Origin of the sequence: Brevibacillus laterosporus LMG 15441 (genome assembly GCF_000219535.2) — a bacterium.
In the GTDB taxonomy this organism is placed as follows: Bacteria; Bacillota; Bacilli; order Brevibacillales; family Brevibacillaceae; genus Brevibacillus_B; species Brevibacillus_B halotolerans.
The window spans coordinates 1-25,000 of sequence record NZ_CP007806.1 but is presented as its reverse complement, the minus strand read 5'-3'; the positions used below and the strand labels follow the sequence as shown (position 1 = coordinate 25,000).

General features: G+C 41.1%; 22 protein-coding genes (1 of these 22 cut by a window edge). 8 read left to right on the top strand and 14 right to left on the bottom strand.

Annotated features, from left to right (window positions below; genetic code table 11):
• A protein-coding gene (locus tag BRLA_RS00110; RefSeq protein ID WP_003333960.1) for an HD-GYP domain-containing protein crosses the window boundary here: on the bottom strand, nt 1-481 show its 5' end (the start). Its footprint begins 626 nt before the window's first position; 481 of the gene's 1,107 nt are visible here — the first part of the coding sequence; its start codon is at nt 479-481; its stop codon lies off the left edge, out of view.
• A 164-nt stretch (nt 482-645) separates the two neighbouring features.
• Nucleotides 646-3,192 carry a DNA gyrase subunit A gene (gyrA, locus tag BRLA_RS00105; protein WP_003333961.1) on the bottom strand — a complete coding sequence of 849 codons (2,547 nt, stop codon included), beginning with the start codon at nt 3,190-3,192 and terminating at the stop codon, nt 646-648.
• 221 nt (nt 3,193-3,413) lie between these two features.
• Here gyrA and BRLA_RS00100 point away from each other — a divergent pair, with 221 nt between their 5' ends.
• Nucleotides 3,414-4,139, top strand: coding sequence for an N-acetylmuramoyl-L-alanine amidase family protein (locus tag BRLA_RS00100; RefSeq protein ID WP_003333962.1), 726 nt, complete (start codon nt 3,414-3,416; stop codon nt 4,137-4,139).
• Between the two features lie 112 nt (nt 4,140-4,251).
• On the opposite strand, the gene BRLA_RS00095 is transcribed toward BRLA_RS00100, so the two are convergent.
• Nucleotides 4,252-5,202, bottom strand: a complete 951-nt coding sequence (locus BRLA_RS00095) for an L-lactate dehydrogenase (RefSeq protein ID WP_003333963.1) — start codon at nt 5,200-5,202, stop codon at nt 4,252-4,254.
• Between the two features lie 217 nt (nt 5,203-5,419).
• Here BRLA_RS00095 and bioA point away from each other — a divergent pair, with 217 nt between their 5' ends.
• Genes bioA through bioC form a run of 6 tightly spaced genes read left to right on the top strand, consistent with a single transcriptional unit; the run spans nt 5,420 to nt 11,287 of the window.
• Nucleotides 5,420-6,781, top strand: coding sequence for an adenosylmethionine--8-amino-7-oxononanoate transaminase (gene bioA, locus BRLA_RS00090; RefSeq protein ID WP_003333964.1), 1,362 nt, complete (start codon nt 5,420-5,422; stop codon nt 6,779-6,781).
• A complete protein-coding gene (gene bioD / locus BRLA_RS00085; RefSeq protein WP_003333965.1) occupies nt 6,778-7,488 on the top strand; it encodes a dethiobiotin synthase in 711 nt (236 codons plus the stop codon). The genes bioA and bioD overlap by 4 nt, the downstream gene beginning before the upstream one ends.
• A 51-nt stretch (nt 7,489-7,539) precedes the next feature.
• Nucleotides 7,540-8,565 (top strand): biotin synthase BioB, encoded by a 1,026-nt coding sequence (gene bioB, locus BRLA_RS00080; protein WP_003333966.1) that lies wholly within the window; start codon nt 7,540-7,542, stop codon nt 8,563-8,565.
• Nucleotides 8,558-9,748 carry an 8-amino-7-oxononanoate synthase gene (bioF, locus tag BRLA_RS00075; RefSeq protein WP_041752443.1) on the top strand — a complete coding sequence of 397 codons (1,191 nt, stop codon included), beginning with the start codon at nt 8,558-8,560 and terminating at the stop codon, nt 9,746-9,748. Before bioB ends, bioF begins: the two co-directional genes overlap by 8 nt.
• Nucleotides 9,745-10,476: an alpha/beta fold hydrolase gene (locus BRLA_RS00070; RefSeq protein ID WP_003333968.1), complete on the top strand. Its 732-nt coding sequence runs from the start codon at nt 9,745-9,747 to the stop codon at nt 10,474-10,476. The genes bioF and BRLA_RS00070 overlap by 4 nt, the downstream gene beginning before the upstream one ends.
• A complete protein-coding gene (gene bioC / locus BRLA_RS00065; protein WP_003333970.1) occupies nt 10,466-11,287 on the top strand; it encodes a malonyl-ACP O-methyltransferase BioC in 822 nt (273 codons plus the stop codon). The genes BRLA_RS00070 and bioC overlap by 11 nt, the downstream gene beginning before the upstream one ends.
• A gap of 96 nt (nt 11,288-11,383) precedes the next feature.
• Here bioC and BRLA_RS00060 read toward each other — a convergent pair whose 3' ends face one another.
• From BRLA_RS00060 to fabF, 5 genes are all read right to left on the bottom strand, one after another.
• The gene (locus BRLA_RS00060; protein ID WP_003333971.1) at nt 11,384-13,300 is read right to left on the bottom strand and encodes an ABC transporter permease; all 1,917 of its coding nucleotides are present in this window, start codon (nt 13,298-13,300) and stop codon (nt 11,384-11,386) included.
• A complete protein-coding gene (locus tag BRLA_RS00055; protein WP_003333972.1) occupies nt 13,287-14,054 on the bottom strand; it encodes an ABC transporter ATP-binding protein in 768 nt (255 codons plus the stop codon). Before BRLA_RS00055 ends, BRLA_RS00060 begins: the two co-directional genes overlap by 14 nt.
• 23 nt (nt 14,055-14,077) lie before the next feature.
• Complete coding sequence (locus tag BRLA_RS00050; RefSeq protein ID WP_003333973.1) at nt 14,078-14,602, bottom strand: transglycosylase SLT domain-containing protein; 525 nt, start codon at nt 14,600-14,602, stop codon at nt 14,078-14,080.
• A gap of 350 nt (nt 14,603-14,952) precedes the next feature.
• On the bottom strand, nt 14,953-15,942 hold the full coding sequence (trpS, locus tag BRLA_RS00045) for a tryptophan--tRNA ligase (RefSeq protein WP_003333974.1): 990 nt from the start codon (nt 15,940-15,942) through the stop codon (nt 14,953-14,955).
• Nucleotides 15,943-16,109: 167 nt separating this feature from the next.
• Complete coding sequence (gene fabF, locus BRLA_RS00040) at nt 16,110-17,357, bottom strand: beta-ketoacyl-ACP synthase II (protein WP_003333975.1); 1,248 nt, start codon at nt 17,355-17,357, stop codon at nt 16,110-16,112.
• A gap of 147 nt (nt 17,358-17,504) precedes the next feature.
• On the opposite strand from fabF, the gene BRLA_RS00035 reads away from it, so the two are divergent.
• Nucleotides 17,505-18,347 (top strand): helix-turn-helix transcriptional regulator, encoded by an 843-nt coding sequence (locus tag BRLA_RS00035; protein WP_003333976.1) that lies wholly within the window; start codon nt 17,505-17,507, stop codon nt 18,345-18,347.
• 208 nt (nt 18,348-18,555) lie between these two features.
• On the opposite strand, the gene gyrB is transcribed toward BRLA_RS00035, so the two are convergent.
• The 6 genes from gyrB to dnaA all read right to left on the bottom strand — a co-directional run bounded on the left by gyrB (nt 18,556) and on the right by dnaA (nt 24,900).
• Nucleotides 18,556-20,478: a DNA topoisomerase (ATP-hydrolyzing) subunit B gene (gene gyrB / locus BRLA_RS00030; RefSeq protein WP_003333978.1), complete on the bottom strand. Its 1,923-nt coding sequence runs from the start codon at nt 20,476-20,478 to the stop codon at nt 18,556-18,558.
• Nucleotides 20,478-20,771, bottom strand: a complete 294-nt coding sequence (gene remB / locus BRLA_RS00025; RefSeq protein WP_004432976.1) for an extracellular matrix regulator RemB — start codon at nt 20,769-20,771, stop codon at nt 20,478-20,480. Before remB ends, gyrB begins: the two co-directional genes overlap by 1 nt.
• A 10-nt stretch (nt 20,772-20,781) precedes the next feature.
• Nucleotides 20,782-21,900, bottom strand: a complete 1,119-nt coding sequence (gene recF / locus BRLA_RS00020) for a DNA replication/repair protein RecF (protein WP_003333980.1) — start codon at nt 21,898-21,900, stop codon at nt 20,782-20,784.
• A 14-nt stretch (nt 21,901-21,914) separates the two neighbouring features.
• Nucleotides 21,915-22,133 carry a S4 domain-containing protein YaaA gene (gene yaaA / locus BRLA_RS00015; protein WP_003333982.1) on the bottom strand — a complete coding sequence of 73 codons (219 nt, stop codon included), beginning with the start codon at nt 22,131-22,133 and terminating at the stop codon, nt 21,915-21,917.
• 29 nt (nt 22,134-22,162) lie between these two features.
• A complete protein-coding gene (gene dnaN / locus BRLA_RS00010) occupies nt 22,163-23,302 on the bottom strand; it encodes a DNA polymerase III subunit beta (protein WP_003333983.1) in 1,140 nt (379 codons plus the stop codon).
• A 236-nt stretch (nt 23,303-23,538) separates the two neighbouring features.
• Nucleotides 23,539-24,900, bottom strand: coding sequence for a chromosomal replication initiator protein DnaA (gene dnaA, locus BRLA_RS00005; protein ID WP_003333984.1), 1,362 nt, complete (start codon nt 24,898-24,900; stop codon nt 23,539-23,541).
• Nucleotides 24,901-25,000 lie beyond the last annotated feature (100 nt).

Here is a 25,000-nt window from a genome sequence, read left to right as displayed (position 1 = left end):
GCCCCACACCTACACAGTGCTCATACAAATAGTTATTTGGATTATCTGCTTTTTTCAGGATAAATAGAAGATTAGATTGCTCCTCTACTTCTTTAATAAGTGAAGTCATAACATTCCGAACCTCTAATACAGGAATGCTTTGTCCCCCTTGTACATGTTGGAAAAGGTTTTTAAAAGAAGAGACTGCCTTCTCTAAATGCTCCATTATTCCCGGCTCTGATTGTCGCTTTCTTATTGGTTTACTTGCCCCTTTTCCTTCTGTGGATACCTGTTTTTTCCCATCGGCAAATCCTTCTGTAATAACAGTTCCATCTACTATAGCTTCAACAGAAACCTCTTCAATCATAAAAGCATCCAAAATTTCTATTTCTCTATCCTCTACAACGGTTCCTTTTGTAAAAAGCAATCCTCCTAACGGTGTATAAACATCTTCCGTTAAGCGAGATCCTACCGGTATGTGTTTAATCTGACAAACAGGCATATCGATCCCCCTATATATCACTAAGAAATTAGACCTATATCTTTAGAATTATCTTCTATTATAAAAGCGATGCACACAAAAGGATAGGGGAAACTTGATTATATTTCCAAAGGAGTTTATGTAAAAAGGTGATCCCATCATGGAATCACCCTTTTCCTTATTACTTATTCTTCAGATGTATCATCAGCTACATCGGCATCTGCTTCTGTATCCTCTACTTCTGTATCCTCGTTAACGTTGTCCGTCTCAAGCTCTGCGGCTTCTGTACAAAGATTATTCTCAGAGTCCTCCTCGGAAGCTTCTACCGTTGCAATTGAAACAACTTCCTCTTCATCACCTAGACGAATTAATTTTACACCCTGCGTATAGCGTCCCATAACGGAAATCCCTTTAATCTCCATGCGAATAATGATGCCAGTTATTGTGACAATCATTAAGTCTTCATCGGCCTGCACAACTTTTAAACCAACAACCTGACCGCTTCGCTCTGTAACATTATGGGTTTTAATTCCTTTACCTCCACGTGTCTGAATACGATATTCAGACACAGGTGTGCGTTTACCGTAGCCTTTTGCAGTTACAATCAATACCTCAGCATCATCACGGATGACATCCATGCCAATAACGACGTCGTTAGAATCAAGGGTTATCCCCTTAACGCCTGTAGCAGTACGTCCCATGGTTCGTACGTCGCCTTCATTAAAACGAACGGACATTCCTTGTTTTGTACCCATGATGATTTGTTGGTTGCCATCTGTCAAACGAACATTAATCAGCTCATCATCTTCCCGTAGATTTACAGCAAAGAGACCGCCGCGTCGAATATTCTCGAACGATTTTAAGTCCGTCTTCTTAACAATACCCTGTTTAGTGGCAAAGAAGATAAACTGATCTTCTCTAAATTCCTTCACTGGAATTACAGCACTGACTGTCTCACCCTTTTCAATTTGAATCAAATTGATAATTGGTGTGCCTTTAGCTGTACGACTCAGATCAGGAATTTCGAATCCTCTTAAGCGATACACTTTTCCCTTACTTGTAAAGAACAAGAGCGTATCGTGAGAGTTCGTGATGCAAAGATGCTCGACGAAATCGTCGTCTTTGGTTCCAATTCCTTGAATACCACGACCTCCGCGCTTCTGGCTGCGATAGGTGGTTACTGGCAAACGTTTCACGTAACCGCTATGAGTTAAGGAAATAACAACTTCCTCTTCTGGAATCAGATCTGCATCCTCAATCATATCTTCGCCAATCGTGATTGCCGTGCGACGGTCATCTCCGAATTTCTCTTTGATGGCATTCATCTCTTCACGAATGATCGAGTAAATTTTATTATCATCAGCAAGAATGGATTTTAATTCAGCAATCTTAATTAAAAGCTCTTGGTATTCCGCTTCAATTTTTTCGCGTTCCAGACCAGTAAGGCGTTGGAGACGCATGTCCAAAATCGCTTGAGCCTGTTCATGACTCAACCCAAATCGCTCGATCAAAGCATTGCGTGCTTCTTCTGCCATGCGAGATGCACGAATGAGACTGATGATCTCGTCAATATGATCAAGTGCAATGCGTAATCCCTCTAAGATATGCGCACGCGCTTCAGCCTGACGCAATTCATATTCAGTGCGTCTACGAACAATGACGCGTTGATGCTCCAAGTAATGGTAGATCATTTCGCGTAAATTCAATGTTTTGGGACGTGAATTAACAAGCGCCAGCATATTAACCCCAAAGGTTGATTGCATTTGGGTATGCTTAAACAAATTATTTAACACTACTTTTGGAACAATATCTCGACGAAGTTCAATGACAATACGCATTCCTTTGCGGTCAGATTCATCACGCAAATCAGTTATGCCATCAATCTTTTTCTCACGTACTAATTCTGCAATTTTTTCAACAAGTCTAGCTTTGTTCACCTGATACGGAATTTCCGTTACAATAATGCGGGCTTTCCCATTATTCTCTTCAATATTGGTTTTGGCACGCATAATAATGGAACCGCGTCCTGTTTCATAAGCACGTCGAATACCAGAGTAGCCTAAAATTTCACCAGCTGTTGGGAAATCCGGCCCCTTAATGATTTTCATCAGTTCTGCAACAGTAATCTCAGGATTATCAATCATGGCACTAACACCATCAATGACCTCCCTCAGATTATGCGGTGGTATATTAGTCGCCATCCCAACCGCGATACCTGCTGAACCATTTACTAACAAATTCGGAAAACGAGAAGGGAGAACGGTAGGTTCTTCCTCATGTCCATCGTAGTTTGGTATAAAGTCAACTGTATCTTTATCAATATCCCGAAGCATTTCTAAAGCAATTTTTGAAAAACGGGACTCAGTATAACGCATAGCTGCCGCCCGATCGCCGTCCACAGAACCAAAGTTCCCTTGGCCTTCAACGAGCATATATCTCATATTGAAATCTTGTGCCAACCGAACCATGGTCTCATAAATCGCCGTGTCACCATGAGGATGATACTTAGCCATTACTTGACCGACAACGTTTGCGGATTTACGGAAAGCCTTATCAGGAGTAAGCCCCATATCATGCATGGCATATAAGATACGGCGATGAACTGGCTTTAGTCCGTCCCTTACATCAGGTAAAGCGCGACTAACGATGACACTCATCGCGTAATCAATGAACGAGTCACGCATCTCTTGGCTAATGTCAATTTTTGGAAACCGAGATGTTTGTTCTGCCATTTTAGGTTACCCTCCAACTCGAAATTACAACGCTTTATTATAACATATAAGTGCGATTTACGTCCAAACGGCTAGAGTGAAAAGGCGATTTATTATATAAATCCCTCTGTTTCCCTCTGAAAGTTCTTCATGAGTTTTTGCAGGTAGGGGGATACTTTTACATATCAAAATTTCTCACACGATACGTACATCTTGTTCCATAACCTAAGGAGGAGAAGTGTATGCGGTGGTTGAAGGTAGCCTTGGTAGGCTTGCTGTTGATGGGCCTTCTCCCTACTGATGCCAGAGCAATTAGCTCCGAGCATATACCAATAGAAATCATTATTGATGCGGGACACGGCGGCATAGATGGAGGAACCTCTTATCAAGGAATTTTAGAAAAGGATATTAATTTACAAATTGCCAAGCTATTGTATAAAGAATTATTGATAAAAGGTTATCAGGTTTTGCTAAATCGCACAGGTGATTATGCTCTTAGCGATGAGAATAAATGGCTGCGTTCTCCTTCACGTCATATTCGTGATTTAGCTCAGAGACGACATTTAGCTAAGGAAATTCATCCACAAATGCTAGTTAGCCTTCACGTTAATTGGTCAAATAGTAAATCTAGCCGAGGCCCGTTAGTCCTTTATCAAAAAAATAATCAAAGCTATATTCTCGCTGATATCATCCAGCACCACTTGGATCACTTGTATAAAACCAAAGGTGAGCCATTGCCTGGCAAGACCTATTATCTACTTAAGCAATCTATATGTCCGACAGTTATTGTAGAGATGGGCTATCTAAGTAACTCGCGTGACCGCCGTTTTCTAGTAAATGAAAAAACGCAAAAACAAATTGCTAGATCCATTCAAGAGGCTATTTCTGAATATATGCTTATTATGAACCAAATTCAAGACCAGGAAACCTGGGATGTGATCGAAGAACCCAGAAAAAAACATAAATGAGCAAAAAAACAGGGGAACAGAAAGTGCTACTTCGCTAATCAGTAGCCTTCCCGTTTCCCCTACATTTGTTAGCTGATGAAGTTTCTTTTTCCTGCGTTTTTCCTTGATATTGCTACGTAAAGGAGATCGTAGACAATGCCTGCTTCAACACGTCCGCAGAATGCTTTAGTTTAGCCTTTTCTTCCTCATTTAACGTGATCTCAACAACCTCACGAACACCGCTGCGATTTACTACAGCTGGAACACCTAAATATGTATCATGCAAACCAAACTCCCCCTGTAAAAGAGTGGAGATGGTCAAAATCGAATTTTGATTATATAAAATCGCTTTGGTTAAACGAGCCAAGCTCATTCCAATTCCGTAGTATGTCGCACCCTTTTTCTCGATAATGTGATAAGCCGCATCACGGACATTAATAAAAATCTGGTCTAATTCCTCTTTGTTAGGCCCTACCCCTTGCTTTAAGCATTCTGTAATCGTCTTGCCTCCAATACTGGCCTGGCTCCAAACAGGCAATTCCGTATCCCCGTGCTCTCCCATGATATAAGCATGGACACTGCGGGAATCCACCTCAAAAGCTCTGCTAAGCAAGTAACGAAAACGTGCTGTATCAAGCAATGTGCCAGAGCCGATTACTTTTTCATGAGGTAACCCTGAAATTTTCCACGTTGCATAGGTCAGAACATCTACTGGGTTACTAGCTACGACAAAAATACCCTGAAATCCACTCTCCATGATGCTCGTTACGATCTTATTAAAAATCCTAACATTCTTTTCAATCAAATCTAAACGTGTCTCGCCAGGCAATTGATTTGCCCCTGCTGTAATGACCACAAGATCAGCATCCTTACAATCTGAGTAGTCACCCGCCCAAATCTTCATTGGAGAAGTAAACGGTAGACCATGACTTAAATCCATGGCATCGCCTTCTGCTTTGTCCTTATTAACGTCAATAATAACTAACTCGTTAACAATACCCTGATTGAGTAGCGCATAAGCATAGCTGGACCCAACAAATCCAGAACCGATCAGCGCCACCCGTGAAACCTTACGTGTTAGCATACATTTCCCTCCCACTACACAATAGAAATATTTTCTCTATTCTATCCTTACTTTATTCATTCTCATTTTTCATCTTCTAGCTATTCTGTTATATTTGTCAAATTTTAATGTGCATCCTTACTCATTTACAGGAAAAAAAAGCTATGCTATATTTCTAACTATATTTGTAAACCATATAATAATTTTAGTTTACAAAAAAGAAGAAAGGAGATCCTACATGATTTCAACACCCAGCTATGCTGAATTAGCCAGTAAAAATAAAAAATATTTGTGGCATCCCTTTACTCAAATGAAAGACTACTGTGAGAATGATCCTTTAATCATCGAGCGAGGAGAGGGCGTTACATTAATCGATGTGAACAACAAAAAATACTACGATGGGTTTTCCTCTGTCTGGCTCAATGTCCACGGACACTGCGTACCTGAATTAAATCAAGCCATAACCAAACAATTAGAACTCATCGCCCATTCAACCTTACTGGGTATGGCCAATGTACCAGCGATTCAATTAGCAGAAAAACTAGTCGAGATCACCCCAGAGGGGCTTACGAAGGTTTTCTATTCAGACTGTGGGGCTACAGGTGTAGAAATTGCTCTAAAAATGGCCTTTCAATATTGGCAAAATAAAGGGATCAGCGGAAAAAACCGCTTTATTACGATGAATCATGCATACCATGGCGATACAATTGGTGCCGTTAGTGTAGGCGCAATCCCCCTTTATCATCAGGTGTACAAACCACTGTTATTCTCTCCCTATACCATTCCTTACCCAAATACATACAGGGAAGAAAAAGATGGAGCGGCACTGGAGCAAACACTTCAAGCTTTGGAGAAGCTGCTACAAGAAAAATCGAGTGAAGTCGCTGCGATTATTGTTGAGCCAATCGTGCAGGGCGCTAGTGGCATGATTGTCATGCCAGAAGGTTGTCTAAAAAAGATCGCTGAGCTAGCTTCTGCACACCAGGTTCTTTTTATTGCTGACGAGGTGGCTACTGGTTTTGGGCGCACAGGTAAGATGTTCGCTTGTGAACACGAGGAGGTTACGCCTGACATCATGGTCATTGCTAAAGGGATTACCGGCGGATATCTCCCCTTGGCGACCACTCTTACAACAGATGAAATCTATCGGGGTTTTTATGCGAATTACGAGGAACAAAAAACATTTTTCCATGGACATTCCTATACCGGGAATCCGCTAGGCTGTGCTGTTGCTCTTGCCAATTTAGAGCTATTTAAATCAAAAGGACTGGTAGACAAAGTAGCGGCTGATGCACAGTGGCTCAAACAAAAATGGCCTGCATTTTTAGAGAGAAAGCATGTAGGCGACATTCGCCAGAAAGGTCTGATGATTGGTATAGAGCTGGTGGTAGATAAACAGAAGCGAACTCCTTATCACTGGAATGACAGAATGGGGGTAAAAGTAAGCCAACGCTGTAGAGAACTAGGCTTATTAACACGTCCACTCGGAAATGTACTTGTATTTATGCCTCCCCTCTCAAGTACACGCGATGAACTAACTGAAATGATTCAAATTTTATATCAAGCGATTGTCGAAGTTACAGAGGGTAGAGAAGCATGAGACATACCAACGGCATTTTTATTGCGGGAACTGATACAGAGATAGGGAAAACCATTATTACAGCTAGTTTAGCCGCAACACTTCTTCAGAAAAATTTGGACATTGGAGTATGGAAGCCTGTGCAATCAGGAGCGCGTGCAATTGACATAGAAAGTGACGCCTCACGCATAAAAGCTCTGGCTGGCTTAGAGGATGCTCCACATGAAATTGCTCCGCTGTCCTTTGTAGAACCAGTTACACCACACCTAGCGGCAATTCGAGAAGGTACCATCTTAACACTTCCTGGCATTATACAGGCTGGCGAGCTTCTTTTTGCTAAACATAAAAATCTGCTGGTAGAAGGTGCTGGTGGATTATTAGCTCCCTTGACAGACACAAAGCTAGGGATTGATCTCATTAAACAGCTTGGTTTCTCTGTTCTACTGGTTGCGCGTGGGGGCTTAGGAACGATTAATCATACTCTTCTCTCCATAGAAGCCCTGCGCACAAGAGCAATTCCTATCTTAGGCGTCATTCTAAATCAAACAGAAGCCGCACTCTCTCTGACAGCAATCAGAAAAAATGCTGACTACATTGAGGATTTTGGTAAAGTTCCCGTTCTGGGGCTGTTTCCCTACCTTGCGGAGCCAATCACTAAAAATCAACTTATCGAAGTGATAGAAAAGCATATTCAGCTAACACCCATTCTACGCGAATTTCAAGATTAGTTCCTGCTTTATGAAAATGATGAAGTAATACTCTTGAGGGGGATTTGTGCTATGAGTACATCAGCTATTGGCTCTACATATGATTGGTCTATTTTGGCTCAAAAATCTATAGCTGGCGAGCTTCTCACCAAGGAAGAAGCTCTAAGCGTTTTACAAGCGACCGATGATGAATTATTGCCTATCCTGCAAGCCGCCTATCAGGTACGCTATCGCTTTTTTGCCAAACGAGTGAAGTTAAACATGATCATGAATGCGAAAAGCGGGCATTGTCGGGAGGATTGCGGATATTGCTCTCAATCAAGTCGTTCGTCAGCACCTATTGAAAAATACACAATATTAGATAAAGAAACTCTGTTAAAAGGGGCACAGGAAGCGATTACGCGAAAAGCGGGAACTTATTGTATCGTGGCCTCTGGTCGTGGACCAACCGAGAGAGAATTACAACAAGTAATCGATGCAGTAACAGAGATTAAACAAACCTCATCATTAAAAATTTGTGCCTGTTTAGGATTGTTAACATCAGAACAAGCGAGTCGTTTAGCGGCCGCTGGGGTAGATCGCTACAACCACAACATCAATACAAGCAAAGAGAATTATGCTGCCATCACTACTACTCATACCTACGATCAACGGACTGAAACAATCGAACATGCAAAAACAGCCGGAATGTCTCCTTGCTCAGGAGTCATCATTGGGATGGGAGAAACACTGGAGGAAATTGTAGAGATGGCTTACACTCTGCGAGCAATCAATGCTGATTCTATTCCCATTAATTTTTTAAATCCGATATTGGGAACTCCATTAGCTCATATGGAACGAAATACACCACGTTTTTGTCTGAAAGTAATCGCCTTGTTCCGTTTTATTTGTCCGACCAAAGAAGTTCGGATCGCGGGTGGGCGTGAGCTAAACCTTGGACACCTACAGCCTCTAGCATTATACGCCGCTAATTCTGTATTTGTTGGTGATTATTTAACCACTGCTGGACAATCGATACATGCCGACCATCAAATGATAGTAGACATGGGCTTTGAAATTGAAGAAAATGCATTTGCTAACGACCACGTACATGAATAGATATCCCCAGTTGCGGCATGAATTAGAGGAGTTGCATCGTTTGGGGCTTACACGCAGTCTTCGTCAAACCGAATATGTGGCTCAAAGCCAAGGAACATGGATTGTAGCAAACGGTCAAAAATTACTGAACCTCTCTTCTAACAATTACTTAGGAATATCATATGATCCTCGGGTACTACATTCATGGGAAATGACATCGCAATCCTTTGGAGCAGGAGGCACCTCGTCCCGTTTGGTCGTTGGTAACTTTTCATGTTATGAACATACGGAGAAAATGATCAGCCGTTGGAAGGAACGGGAGGCAACCCTGTTATTTGGGAATGGCTACATGGCTAATTTGGGCTGTATCACTGCACTGCTAGATCGTCATGGAGCTGTTTATAGCGATCGTCTTAACCATGCCAGCATAGTAGATGGTACGATTTTAAGCCGTGCCGACCATTATCGTTACCGTCATAACGATTATGAACACCTACAGTATCTTCTGCAAAAACATAAGGGAAACCACCGACGAAATGTAATTGTTACTGATACCGTCTTTTCGATGGACGGCGATAAGGCTGATGTAGAAGAGCTGGTAAGAATCAAACATGATCATGATGTATTTTTAATGGTGGATGAAGCACATGCAGGCGGTGTTTACGGGGAATCAGGTGCTGGTTTATGTCATCAATACGGCGTTCATCAAGAGGTAGATATCCTGATGGGAACATGCAGTAAAGCTCTTGGTTTATATGGGGCATATGTATGTGCTGATCAAGTAGTAATTGATTACCTGGTCCATACCTGCCGTCCGCTCATTTATTCAACCTCGCTACCACCTGCTCTAGTCTCAGCCATTGGCCAATCTGTTGCCATTGTTCAACAAGAGGATTGGCGCAGAAAGGAGCTTTACCGAAAGAGCAAACAATTCCGCATGAAGCTACAACAGGCTGGTTTGCATGTCCCTGCCGGAGATTCTCCCATTGTGCCTCTGCTGCTTGGCGATAATCAGACAGCCATTCAATTTAGCAAGCGTTTAGAGCAAGAGGGAATTTTAGCTGTAGCCATACGTCCTCCAACTGTTCCCGAAAATTCAGCTCGCATCCGTTTTTCCCTTATGGCAACGCATTCAGATGAAGATTTAGCTTGGGCAACGCGCAAAATCATTCGGACAGCAATAGAACTTGGAGTGATTACATGAGAACCAATGAAACGATTCTTTGGGTACCAGGTTGGGGAATGCCGTCTTTCATCTGGGATAACTGGCAACAAAGCTTACCCGAGTATCATCATGTTTCCGTCGACTTCTCTCAATCGGACTCTCCCTCTGCTTTTTATCAAAAGGTGGAAGAAGCCTATTTTGAAAATCAACGAAAACGCTCTACTCCTGTCTCAGTTGTTGGCTGGTCATTAGGCGGAATGTTAGCACAGCATCTAGCTACTACCTTCCCTGTACAAAGTCTTGTCCTCATAAATACAACAGCGCGTTTTGTCCGTCATCAAACAGAGAACCAGCTAGGCTGGCCAGCGACTTCTCTTGTTCGTATGAAACGATTGGTTAGAAAAAATCGACATGAGGTGCTAGAACGCTTTTATCAAAGCATGTTTCCCTCATCAGAGAAAAGGCTTGCCCTTGAAAAAAGTCCTATTTTGCTTCAGCAATGTAATTGGACAGAAGAAGCTTTGGTAGCTGGGCTGGAAATTTTACTCTCAGCAGACTGCCGTCCACTTTTAGCTGACATACATTGTCCTTGTCTACTCTTCCATTCCTTGCATGACCCGGTTATTCCCTATGCAGCAGGTCTGGAACTAGCAGAGTCTTTACCAAATGCTACAACTCTTTCCCCTGACTACCAAGGTCATTATCCATTTGTAGCAGATTCTTCTTATCTAAGTAACGAAATAAGGAGGTTTCTTCGTGCCAAATAAACTGCACATCCAACAGCGATTTAATCGAAAAGCCAGCTCCTATAACCAGCATGCAATTGTGCAAAAGCAGATGGCCGATCAACTCCTTCAATCGTTTCAAAGTGAATTTTCCTTCTCCCAAGCACTTGAAATTGGTTGTGGAACAGGGTATCTCACTCAGAAAATGCTGGCTCACTCCCCCTCGTTACAAAGCTATACTGCTCTCGATCTGGCAGATAAAATGCTAACGCAAACAGAGCAAGCCATTCGAGAAAGCCAGCAATTCATGATTCCAACAGCTCTTCAATTCATATGTGCTGATATTGAAGAATGGGCTAAGACTGCATCTGAATCAAGCCATGACCTGATTCTATCGAATGCTTGCTTTCAGTGGCTCCACTATCCACAGAAAACCCTCTCTTTCTTGCACAGAATTTTGCAGCCTGAGGGACATCTGTTATTCTCAACATTTGGTCCTCTTACTTTCCATGAGCTACACGAATCCTATGCTGCAACGTATGCTAATCTGGGAGAAAAAGCTCGCCGGCATATTCTTCGTTTTGAAAGTTGTTCCGCATGGACTTCTTTTTTAAAGAACGCTGGTTTTCAAAATATAAAGGTTCACGCTTATTCCATTACACTTTATTACTCCACCGTTCTTGATTTTTTACGCTCTATTAAAGAAATAGGAGCCACTGTTTCTTCCCCTACACATGGCTTAGGAGACAGACGATTTCTATTACCGATGATGAATTATTACAAAGATATGTTTCAAAAGGACCAGGGGATACCGGCTACCTATGAGATTTTCTTATTTACGGCTCAAAAATAATACGCAACACTATCATATCCGGCATACAAGTAAAAAAGCAGAACCTCAGGATCATCCCCCTGAAGTTCTGCTTTTCGCATGAAAAATAGCTTATTGTTACGAATTATTGTGATCTAAGACAATTTTACTGTAGGAACGAACAGTCATAAAGTAGTATCCAACATAGATAACCAGATACACTCCCATACTCACCAATACAGGCGTCAAGATGTTCATTCTAAACATTGCCGACATCGTATTAAGTGCAAACAAGCTATGACTAATTCCCAAGAGAAGTGGCCCTCCAAAAATAAAAGCTATCTGTTTACTAATGGCCTCTTTGCTCTCACGTTTCGTAGCACCAATCTTGTGTAGAATTGTATAGTATTTCTTATCGTTATGAGCCTCTGTAAGTTGTTTGAAATAAATGATTGAGCCTGTCGCAAGCATGAAGACTAACCCAATGAATCCACCAATAAAAACCATAACCCCTGTTGTTTCCATCAGAGCTTGGTATTGGGTATAAAAATCCTTTAGCTTCTCACCCTTCGGCATCACTTTATGCAGGTTTGCAGACAACTCACTTGCTTTATACTGATTTTCAACATTTATGTTTTTAATCACGTAAGGCTTTCCAAACTCCTGAGCTGCTTGATAGTCAGCGTCAGATACTACAAAGGTCGTTTTCCCTAAATTGCTTACTGCCACTTTCTTAGCATCTACTAAGGTCAAGGTTTTTACTTGATCTCCTAGCTTGTAAGACACCTGCTTGTTAAGGATATCGCTTTGAAACATTTTGTCGTAAAAACCGTCCATTATTACCATTTCACCGGGTTTAACCTCTACAGACTCCCGATTCATAGCTTTGGCCAATTCATTATATTTCGATTGACCTAATAAGTACATTCCCTCGGAGGTGAAATATTGTAGGGAGAAGCCTGCCTTCTTCTCATCCTGTGTCTTTACAACGATATAAGGTACTTCTGTTTCCAATTGGATTGGGTTCTTATCCTTAGCATTTGCGAAGGCTTTTTCTACTTCGTTATTCCACTCCTTACCATCCTTATGATAGGAATAACTATACGGATTACCCTGTGCCGTTACATCATTGACATTGAAATAGAAGGTCGCTGCCGTTCCAACTGCACAGATCGTAATCGTACTTACCACAGTAATAGTAGCAAGCGCAGTGGCATTTCCTTTAATGCGATATAGCAATTGACCTTTACTTACCATGCTTAATCCATTGTAGAAGGACCGCTTATTTTTACGTGCCCGTTTAAAGTAAAAGATCATGAAGTAATGGAACAAGATATAGGTTCCTAGCACAGTACCACCAATAATATAAAAGGCTACGAAAACATCAAAGTAATTCATGAAGGTCGCCGCTAGGAAATAGGCAGAACCAATCAGAAATACAGAGAAGAGTGCTAAAATAACTGAACCCTTTGGAACGGTTTCTCCTTCCTGTTCAGCACGGAATAGCTCAATTAATTTAAAACGGTAAATTAATATATAGCCCTGTAGCGATGTAAAGAGAATCAGAACAAAAAACACGGTAGCTGTTTGCTTGATTGCTTCTAACGGAATTTCGAAGTTTACCTGCATATCAATATTCATGAGATAAACGAGTAAGGACAAGAAAGCTTTCGATAAAAAACCACCCAGAATAATTCCTACGATTAAAGCTCCAACTCCTAGGAAGAGGTTCTCAAAAAAGAGCATCATTCCAACTTGTCTTTTTCTAACCCCAAGTAACGAATAAAGACCAACTTCCTTTTTCCGTTTACGAGTAAAAAAGCTATTTGAATACACCATAAATATAGCTACAAACAATAAGAGCAAACCACTAGAAAATTCGAATGCTTTTTTTACATATGGGTCTCCACCGCTTACTTCAGCAATTTGCGTATTAAATTGCAAGGACATAAACGTATAGTAAATAACAATACTAAAGATCATGGAGACGAAATAGATCAGATAGCTTTTCATGTTTCGTCTCATATTGCGTAAAACGAGATTAAATAGCGTCACTCATATCACCCCCAAGCTCAGCCAGCACATCCATAATGCGTTGGAAGAACTCTTTTCGAGTTTGTGTACCCTTTTTTAATTCCATTGAAATTTTTCCGTCTGTAATAAACAAAATGCGTTCACAGTAGCTTCCTGCATTTGCATCATGAGTAACCATTAAAATCGTCGCTTGTTCCTCTTGATTTAATGTCTGTAAGCATTGCAATAGGTCAGCCGAGGATTTGGAATCAAGAGCTCCGGTAGGTTCGTCTCCAAAAATCAGACTTGGATTCGTGACAATCGCCCGAGAAGCTGCACAACGCTGTTTTTGTCCCCCGGAAATTTGGTATGGATACTGCTCTAAAATGTGTTCAATTCCAAATCTTTTAGCAATATCCTCTACGCGTTTATCAATCTCCTTCGCCTTCACCTTTGTCAGGGCTAATGGTAGTGCTATATTCTCACGGACTGTTAACGAGTCTAGTAGATTGTAGTCTTGAAAAATAAAGCCTAGCTTCGTGCGACGGAACATTGCCAATTTATCTTCCTTCATTTTGACAACATCACTTCCATCAATCAGGATTTCCCCAGATGTAGGCGAATCAATCGTAGAAATAATATTAAGCAGCGTAGTTTTACCTGCGCCTGATGGTCCCATGATTCCAACAAATTCACCCTGCTGTACATCGAAACTAACATGGTCTAATGCTGTATAGCTATTTGTCTTTCCTCCGTATATTTTGGAAGCATTCTTTACTTGCAACACTTTTTGCATGTCATATCGTCCCTTTCCAATGATTATGTGAATAGTCGTTGGTATTGCTCATACTTTTTCTGAATCGCTTCATATGCTGTTTGAAATGTTCTATCTTGTTTAAACTGGCCATCTTTGTTTCGTAATAAAAAAGCACGAATAATCTCTTTCTGTGTTTTACCTGCCTTTTCCCAATGGCTTATCATAAAAGCCCCCATATGGATCGCATGCTCAGGGTTGGCTAGCATATCTGGTGTGAATCCTTTCCAATCCATAATCTCAGCGAATACCTGAGCCGTAGTATCTTTCAAAAGGATCAATCCATTTAACTTGTTTGGCTGGTATTCTTTATGTTTAAAATTTGTTTCATAAGAGATTAAAGCAGCTAGTAATGCTGGATCAATGCCATATTGTTTGGAATAGGCTAGTACCTCTTTTTCATAAGGAACATTGTATTTCACAGTCTGATACTTATAAAAGCTAGCACCTGAACCAATGATTGCAGCAAGTACAACAAAAAAAACAATGGATATAAGACCCATCCTTCTCTTTCTGTGTTCTTGTCTCATTATGTCTCACCCTCGCTTCCTTTCATAAGCTCATAGGTGAATGCGAATGATTACTTCGCGATCATAGGTTTATTTTATAAATCACTTGATTTCATTCCCATCGGTTTAGCTTTCATCAATCTTACATTTTTGTAAGAGATCAACCCGATTCGGATTCGCATAGGCAAAATCGAATGTCGTCGAGGGCTAGGATAAATTGCGCTTTTTATTGCTTTTTTTCATTTTAATTAAATTGTTTCACGTGAAACTTACTTTATCTCCTTCAAGCTTTCACGAAATGTCATACTTCGACAAACATGAAAAAGAGCCATTCTCAATTAAGAGTAATGGCTCTTCTCCTGTATTTTCAGTTATATACGCAATAATCCCATCGCATCTTTTACACGATTGCACGTCTGTTCTGCAATCACACTGGCTTTTTCAGCACCAGCCCGTAGAATTTTGTCCAGCTCTGCTACGTCGTTATACTCATTAAAACGTTGTTGAATCTTACTAAGCTGCTCAGTTACAACCTCTACTAGGTCTTTTTTCAATGTACCGTATCCTTGCCCATGATAACGTTCTACTAGCGATTCAATCGATTCATCAGCAAACATACTATAGATTGTTAGCAAATTCGAGATGCCAGGCTTATTCGTTTCATCAAAAGCAATGGAATTCTCGGTATCGGTTACTGCTCGCATAATCTTTTTCTTAAATACATCTGGGGTTTCCAAAATCGCAATGCGACTCGCTTCACTCTCTGCTGATTTGGACATTTTTTTCGTTGGTTCGTCGAGAGCCATGATACGTGCCCCAAATTCTTGGATTTTTGGCTCTGGAATGACAAAGGTATCGCCATATTTATTATTAAATCGTTCTGCAATATCACGAGTTAACTCAATATGTTGCTTTTGGTCGTTCCCTACAGGTACGTGGGTCGTATCATACAATAAGATATCAGCAGCCATTAGGATTGGATACGTAAACAGACCAACATTGACGTTCGCTTTTCCTTCTGCTTTATCCTTAAATTGTGTCATACGATTTAGTTCGCCCATGTAGCTAGCGCATTGCAATAACCAGCCAAGCTCAGCATGTTCTTTTACATGTGATTGAATAAATACAGTAGCTTGCTTAGGATCAACACCGCATGCTAGATAGATTTGAGCAATTTCACGTGTACGTCTGCGCAGCTCTTCTGGATCTTGAGCAACTGTAATCGCATGCATATCTACTACGCAATAAAAGGCTTCTGCATCTGGCTCATGCTGTAATTCTACAAATTGCTTAATTGCACCTAAATAGTTACCTATTGTTAGGTTACCAGATGGTTGCACTCCTGAAAAAAAACGTTTCAATGTATCCACCTCTCTACTTTTGACAGAAATAAATCTTATCCTGACTTTATTTTCGTTTTTCTTTACATAAATTATAGCATGAGAGGGTTTTCTTCCGATAGTTGTGTCTTGGTTTAACACCAAATAGCATCAAGATACTACTTATTCTTTCAAGCCAAGATAATAGGCTAGGACTCGTTAGAATCCCAAGCTCGAAGGACAATAACTGCATTATGTCCACCAAATCCAAATGAATTGGACATTCCTATTCTCATTTCTGCCTTGCGAGCTTTATTCGGAATATAGTCTAAGTCACAAATAGGGTCTTGGTTATCCTGATTAATGGTAGGTGGGATAATTCCTTCTTGCAGAGTCTTTACCAAGGCGATAGCCTCAACAGCACTGGCTGCCCCTAGCATGTGGCCGGTCATAGATTTATTTGCTGTCACAGGAATTTGATATGCTTTTTCTCCAAAAAGCCGTTTGATTGCCGCTGTTTCTGATCGATCCCCAACCTCGGTACTGGTAGCGTGTGCGCTAATCACATCGACCTGCTCCGGTTGTACTCCAGCCTCTTGTAAAGCTAGCTTCATAGCCTGATAAGCACCTTTTCCTTCTGGATGAGTAGCTACAATATGATACGCGTCCGAACTTGCTCCATAGCCCAACACCTCAGCATAAATGTGAGCCTTTCTTTTTTTCGCATGCGCTAAGGATTCAAGAATCAGGATACCTGCCCCTTCAGCCATAACAAACCCATCACGATCAGCATCAAATGGCCTGCTTGCCAATTCTGGCTGATCATTTCGAGTAGATAGTGCCGTTGCATTTCCAAAACTAGCGACAGCTAATTCTGTAATCGCCGCTTCTGTCCCTCCCGCAAAAACTACATCAGCGCCACCAGATTTGATCAGGCGCATCGCTTCGCCAATTGCTGTATTTCCGATTGAACAAGCTGTTACAGGAGACATACTTGGCCCCATCGCTCCATATGTAATGCTAATCATAGAGGACGCCATATTGGCAATCATCATGGGAACTAATAATGGACTCACACGGTCTGGGCCTCTCTCCTTTCGTATTTGCTCTTGTCCCATCATGGTTTGAATGCCGCCAATGCCAGATCCAACATATACGCCTAAACGCTCTAAATCAATTTCATCAAGTACAAGGCCAGAATCTATTAGGGCCTGCTCAGCAGCTACCAAAGCAAACTGACTGAAGCGATCCATGCGCCGTGCCTCTTTACGTCCAAAAATGGAATCTGCATCAAAGTCCTTAACTACCCCAGCAAACTTGGTTTTATACTTGCTAGTATCAAATGTATCTATATATGAAATTCCGGATGTACCTTGTACTAAATTACTCCAAAAGCTCTCTACTTGATTTCCCATTGGTGATACAACACCCATACCAGTAATTACTACTCTTTCCATAGGCACTCTCCTTTACTTGCATATTTGGAAATATTTCAGTTTCTTCTTACTTTCTATCTTGGCAAAGCCTCTATCCTATTACAAGTTGTTATTTATCCTAGTATAATTAGTACCAGTATAAACAAAACAGTAAGGAGGGTTCATAGAATGAATAAAAATGCCCGACTTCAAGCACTTTCTACCTTTTTAAAAAATCAAAGAGCAAAGATTTCTCCCGAGTCAGTTGGCCTCGTCGCTGGTGTCCGCAGAAGAACGCCAGGGTTACGCAGAGAAGAAGTAGCCCAGCTAGCTGGCGTTAGCACCACCTGGTACACCTGGCTGGAGCAAGGACGTGACATCACCGTTTCCAAATCCGTAGTCGATGCTATCGCTACTGCCTTACAGCTAACAGTGGATGAGCAGAAATACCTACATTCGTTAGCACTTGGAGCTGGACCCGTTATCTCAAAAAATACGGGGGAAATAACGGAAATTCCGCCTTCTTTGCAAAAAATTTTACAAGAGCTACGTTTTTGCCCCACGATCGTCTCGAACAGCAGAAGTCATATTTTGGGCTGGAATGCAGCAGCTTCCCATGTATTTTTGGATTTTAACCAGATTCCCTACGAGGAGCGTAACCTACTAGGCCTGATATTTACCAGAAAGGAATTGCAACGGTTAGCTGTTAATTGGGAGCATTTTGCTAGTGGCTTTTTAGCTATCTTCCGGGCCTCTTATGGGCAATATGTCGAGGATGAATGGTATAGTCAATTCGTAGAAAAAATGAAAACCGTCCATCCTGATTTTCAGCGGTTGTGGGAACAGAGCGAGGTCAGCTCTGCGCCGGAGGTTTACATTGAATTTAGACATGCTAAAGCGGGAAAGATGTTATTCCATCTTACCTCCTTGCAGGTTCAGGGCAGTGGGGACTTACGCTGTAGTATTTACACCCCTGTGCCACAGTCTACGACGGAAGCTAAGTTAAGGAAGCTGATGGAGGAAGTGCTATAAAACCGTATCAAATAATGAGAACACCATGCTTAAGGGTAAATAATCAGGAAAAGGGGAAGCTTAACCAATAAGTACAAAAGCAAATAGAGATGGATCAAATTCCTTTTTCCTGCAAAAAAAAGCTTGCCCCGTAAAGGACAAGCTTTTTGTCTTCTTATTGAATGAATTTGAATTCTGGTGCTTCACTCCGAGATAGTCGGAGCCCACCTTAAATATCCAAATTGCGTACGTTACGAGAGTAGCTTTCAATAAAGTCACGACGCGGCTCTACTTCATCACCCATTAGAGTTTGGAAAACCATATCTGCATCAATAGCATCTTCTAGGTCTACCTGTAGCAAAGTACGAACGGAAGGGTCCATTGTTGTTTCCCACAATTGCTCTGCATTCATTTCCCCTAGCCCTTTGTAACGCTGAATGTTAGGCTTAGGAGTCTCTTTTAGCTGGCTTAAGATTTGGTCGCGTTGACGATCATTAAAGGCATACTGAATCGTTTTTCCTTGCTTAATACTAAAGAGCGGCGGCTGTGCAATATACACAAATCCAGCTTCAATTAGTTGACGCATATAGCGATAGAAGAAGGTTAACAAGAGCGTACGGATGTGAGCACCATCGACGTCGGCATCTGTCATGATGACGATTTTATGATAACGCGCTTTGCTGATATCAAAATCCTCACCAATACCGGTTCCAAGTGCAGTGATGATCGTCCGAATCTCGTTGTTACCTAAAATTTTATCTAGTCGTGATTTCTCTACGTTCAATACTTTACCACGCAACGGTAAGATCGCCTGGAAATGACGATCGCGTCCCATTTTGGCAGAACCACCCGCAGAGTCACCCTCTACAATAAACAATTCGCTCTCGGCTGCATCCTTGGAGGAACAGTCCGCTAGCTTACCCGGCAGGGCACTTACTTCCAAGGCATTTTTACGGCGAGTCAGCTCACGTGCCTTACGAGCCGCTTCACGCGCTCTAGCAGCCATCAGGGACTTCTCTACAACCTTTTTGGCTACAGCAGGGTTCTGTTCCATAAATTCCTGGAATCGCTCAACAAAGACCGATTCTGTGATGCTACGAGCTTCAGAGTTCCCTAGCTTGGTTTTAGTTTGTCCTTCAAACTGCGGTTCAGGAATCTTAACGGAAATAATCGCTGTAATTCCCTCACGTACATCATCACCAGACAAGTTTTGATCTTTTTCCTTCAAGAAATTAAATTTACGGCTGTAATCATTAATTACACGAGTTAAGCCTGCTTTAAAACCAGCCTCGTGTGTTCCACCCTCATGCGTATTAATATTATTGGCGAAAGAATAGATATTGCTTACATAGCTATCATTGTATTGAATGGCTACCTCTACCTGCAATCCATCTTTTTCGCCTTCACAGTAGATCACTTCATCATGCAGGCTTTCACGGTTTTTATTCAGAAACTCCACGTAAGATTTAATTCCGCCCTCGTAATAAAAATCATCCCGGCGTTCTTGACCCTCACGTTGATCCTCTAACGTAATCCGCAAGCCTTTATTTAGGAAAGCTAATTCACGTATCCGCTTTTGTAGCAATTCATATTCAAATACGGTTGTTTCCGTAAAGATAGTTGGATCTGGTTTAAAGGTAATGGTGGTACCAGTTGTATCTGTTTCACCAGTGATTTTCAGTTCTTCCTCCGGCGCACCAACATGAAAGCGCATGGAATAAATGTTTCCGTTTTGTTTAACAGTAACAGTCATCCATTCTGAAAGAGCATTAACAACAGAGCTACCTACCCCGTGCAATCCCCCAGAAACCTTATATCCGCCACCGCCGAATTTACCTCCGGCATGTAGAACGGTAAGAACTGTTTCTACTGTGGATTTCCCCGTTTTTTCATGAATCCCTGTAGGAATACCACGCCCATTATCAATAACGGTGATCGTATTATCTTTATGAATCAATACGTTAATTTCCGTACAATAACCTGCCAGTGATTCGTCGATAGAGTTGTCTACGATCTCCCATACCAAGTGATGTAGACCTCGACTGCTAGTTGAGCCAATGTACATACCTGGGCGTTTACGTACCGCTTCTAACCCTTCCAGTACCTGTATCTGACTAGCATCATAGTTTTGATCTTTAGTTGTTACATCCACTACTCAGTCAACTCCTTACTATCAGTTTGTACAGAGGGAAACAGCTCACTGTGCTGTATAAACTGCGCACGTTTTTTCAAGGTAAGCGAAGAAATGGGCGAACAGTAAATAGCACGATCCGTAATTACGTAGGATTTAATCTCTTCCGACTGCTGATCAATCATGCGTTTTTCTTTCTTCTGATCTCCCATAAATGTGAGGGATATCTTCGAGTGCTTGACCGTTTGATGATCGATGATAGAGATAACCTCCTTCATACTAACAACCGTATCTCCTCCCACGTGCAGAAACATACACTTCACCTTACCCTTCTTTGGAAATGGACCCCTCTTGCACATTAAAGCGAGTTGCTTGCTGTAAGACCTGATGCTTTAATCCTTCCACACCTGTTGTCGTTACAAACGTTTGAATTTTATCTTGTATCGTTTCAAGTAATAATGTTTGTCTATGCTCATCCAGTTCTGACAAGACGTCATCAAGCAACAAAATCGGATATTCCCCAACTTCTTGCTTAATCAGCTCAATTTCGGCTAATTTCAAAGATAAAGCCGTTGTTCGCTGCTGCCCTTGTGAGCCAAATGATTGTACATCCATCTCGTTTACCAAAAGAGAGAAATCATCACGATGAGGTCCGATTAGTGTACTACCTCTCATCTTTTCCCGTTCAAATATCTCTTCATAAGCAGCCAGTAGCGCTTGAAGAGCTTCTTCCTCTTTCATCTCTTTGGTAACAGGAGAACTATTGACATAATGCAAACTCAGCTTCTCTTTACCATCTGTAATTCCAGCGTGGATTTCTTGAGCCCATTGCTCTAATTTAGTGATAAACTCAAAACGCTTCCTTAGTAATTTTACAGTTAAATCAGCTAATTGTGTATTCCAAATTGCCATAAGGTCAATCTGACTACTCTTTTTCATGGCAAGGTCTTTCAATAGCTGATTTCTCTGTGCTAACACTTTATTGTAATTGCTCAAGTGGTAGATATATGTTGGAGAAACCTGACCAATTTCCATGTCTAGAAAGCGTCTGCGTTGGGCTGGAGCGCCCTTTACGATTGCTAAATCCTCTGGCGCAAATAACACAACATTTAAAGAACCGATATAATTACTCAGTTTTTTCTGCTCTAAACCATTAATTTTAGCCTTTTTACCTTTATTGGTCAACTGCATCTCTAAACGAACAGATCCGTAGCGTCGATTGACTTCACTACGGATCGCCGCATAATCTGCATTCCACTTAATCAGTTCTTTATCCTTGGAGGTTCGGTGGGATTTGGCAAGGGCAAGTACATAGATAGATTCTAATGCATTCGTCTTGCCCTGCGCATTATTCCCAACGAATAAATTAATCGGTCCTGTAAAATCCAGTGAAAGCTCTCTGTAATTTCGATAGTTAGTCAAAAACAGATTACGTAAGAACAAAGGGCTTACTCCTCTCAGCGTACAGCCACTTGATAAGAGCCGTACCCTTCAATAACCACTAGATCATCTGGATATAGCTTACGACCACGGCGGTTTTCTTTTTCTCCATTTACCATAATGGGAACCTCAGCTAAAAAAGGCTTAGCCATTCCACCCGTATCAATTACTGAACTTAGTTTTAAAAACTGTCCAAGCGTAATATATTCTGTAGAAATGTAAACTTTATCTGCCATGTGGGAAAACTCCTTTAGGTGGCTACCTCTTAATACGTACGAACTGGCAAGATTAGATGTAGACTCCAATCATGATCAGTAGGTCGAATAATAAATGGGCTCATTGCCCCAGTAAAGCTAGTTACAATCTCAGAGCTGTCAATGGAACGAAGTGCATCAATCATAAACTTTGCGTTGAAGGAGATTTTTAACTCCTCCCCAGTGCATTGTTTTGGCTGAATGGTTTCCGTTACTTTTCCGATCTCTGGTGCATTCGATGAAATTTCTACATTTCCATCTGGCAATGTTACCAATTTTACCACATTGGTTTTTCCTTCACGACTTAATAAGGAAGCACGCTCAATGGATTGTAAAAATTCTTTGGTTGATAAAACAATCTCCGTTTTACAGCCTTGTGGAATAATACGATTTGTATCTGGATAAGTTCCCTCCAACAGTCGGGAATAGAATAAGATATGATTTGATTTTACTAAAATTTGATTGTCGGCTACAACGATATCAACCAAATTCTGATCATCATCTATAATCTTTACCAATTCATTACAACTTTTACCCGGTACAACAATATTATAGAATCGTAGGGATTCAGAACACTCTACTTTTGCATTGCGAGAAGCAAAACGATGGCTATCTGTCGCTACAAATTTTAGTATTCCCTCTTCTAGTGTCCACATAATCCCTGTTAAGATGGGACGCATTTCAGAAGTGGCAACTGCAAAGGATGTTTGGCGAATCATTGTTTTTAATAAATCGCTTGGAATGCTAAAAACCTTATCCTCTTCTAATTGAGGTAATTGAGGATATTCATTAGCATCTAGACCATTGATTGTAAACTCGGCTTGACCTGAACGAATCAACGTAAGTAAACGATCATCTACACTAATATCAATTTCATTAGCTGGCAATTTACGTACAATTTCACTAAAAATACGTGATGGTAGCACGATGCTGCCTGGTTCGTGTACAGTAACTCCCCAATTTTCTCCCTCTTCTAATGGAACATGCACCTCAATAGAAATATCTGAATCACTACCAGTTAATGTTAAGCCTTCTTCATTTGCTGTTAGCTTAATACCTGTCAAAATGGGAATCGTTGTTCTAGTTGATACAGCTTTAGCCACATGTGAAACAGCAGTTGATAGTTTGTCACGTTGGACTGTAATTTTCATTATACCTTACCCCCGTATACAAGGATTTGTTCTACAAAAGAATTATGCATATTCCCGTATGCCGTATGCATATATAGTAAGTAATCTTTTATATTAAAAAAATAATAGTAGTAGTAATAGGCGCTGTGGATTTGTGGATATCTGCAAAAAGCGCTGAAAAGTAAAGCCTATACACATGTGGATAAGTTGTGTATAGGCTTTTCAGGTTATTCACAAATGTACACAGGAATAATAGTTTAATGGCCAGCCTTCAATTTTTCAATAAGGTTTTGGATGGTGGCCTGCAATTGAGGATCAACTGCTAATGATTTCGAGATTTTTTCATGGGCATGGATAACCGTTGTATGATCTCGTCCGCCAAATTCGTCCCCGATCTTAGGGAGTGAGGCATCAGTAAGCTCACGAGATAGATACATGGCTATTTGTCTTGGAAAAGCAACGGATTTTGTGCGTTTTTTTGCTTTAAAATCCTCTAATTTTAACGTGTAAGCTTCACCAACTGCACGTTGAATATCAATAATTGTAATGATTTTTGGCTTAGAGGAAGGAATGATGTCCTTGAGGGCCTCTGCTGCCAATTGCGTATCAATATCGCGATTAATCAGAGAAGAATAAGCAACAACGCGAATCAAAGCACCTTCTAACTCACGAATGTTGCTATCAATCTGGTTGGCAATATAAATCATAACCTCATTCGGAATATCCAGATTCTCGGCTTTGGCCTTCTTACGCAGAATGGCAATTCGAGTCTCCAGATCAGGTGGTGAAATATCCGTAATCAAGCCCCATTCAAAACGGGAACGCAATCGATCCTCCAAAGTAGGAATTTCCTTTGGCGGTCGATCGGATGAAATGATGATTTGTTTGCTTTCTTCATGCAGGGCGTTAAAAGTATGGAAAAATTCTTCCTGCGTTGATTCTTTTCCAGCCAAGAATTGAATATCATCTATAAGCAAAACATCTACACTACGATATTTATTGCGGAATTCAACCGCTTTATTATCGCGAATAGAGTTAATAAACTCATTCGTAAATTTTTCAGATGATAAATAGACCACTTTCGCAGATGGATTATGCTGAACGACATAATGGCCAATCGCATGCATTAAGTGTGTTTTACCAAGACCTACACCACCATAAATAAACAGTGGATTGTAAGCTTTCGCAGGTGCTTCAGCTACGGCTAGTGAAGCTGCATGGGCAAAACGGTTCCCCGAACCAATTACAAATGTGTCGAACGTATACTTCGGATTTAAGATACTAGGCGGTTGATCATCGCCAGCTAGAGGTTGAGATACTAATTTTGCTTTCGCCATAGGTAACTCATCAGTAAGACCGAAGTCGGGATTTTGGGGAACGACAAACTTCACCTTCATATGGATTCCTGTCGTTTCATAAAGCGTTTCTATGATAAGTGGTGAATAGCGAGATTCGAGCCAATCACGAGCAAATTCATTTGGAGCGACTACAATCAAAGAGTCTTCCTCTAATGCAGTTGCCTTTGTCGCCTTCAACCAGGTGTCGAAGCTAGGCTTGCTTAATGTTTTCTCGATTTTAGCTAAAACTTTTCGCCATAATTCTATAATCGTTGCGTCCACCTAGTAAATCCCTCCTTTCAGCACTACACAGGCATTGTGGATAATTAAAAATGCTAAATCATATGTCATCACGGACTCCCGTACCTTTTGAGAAAAAAAT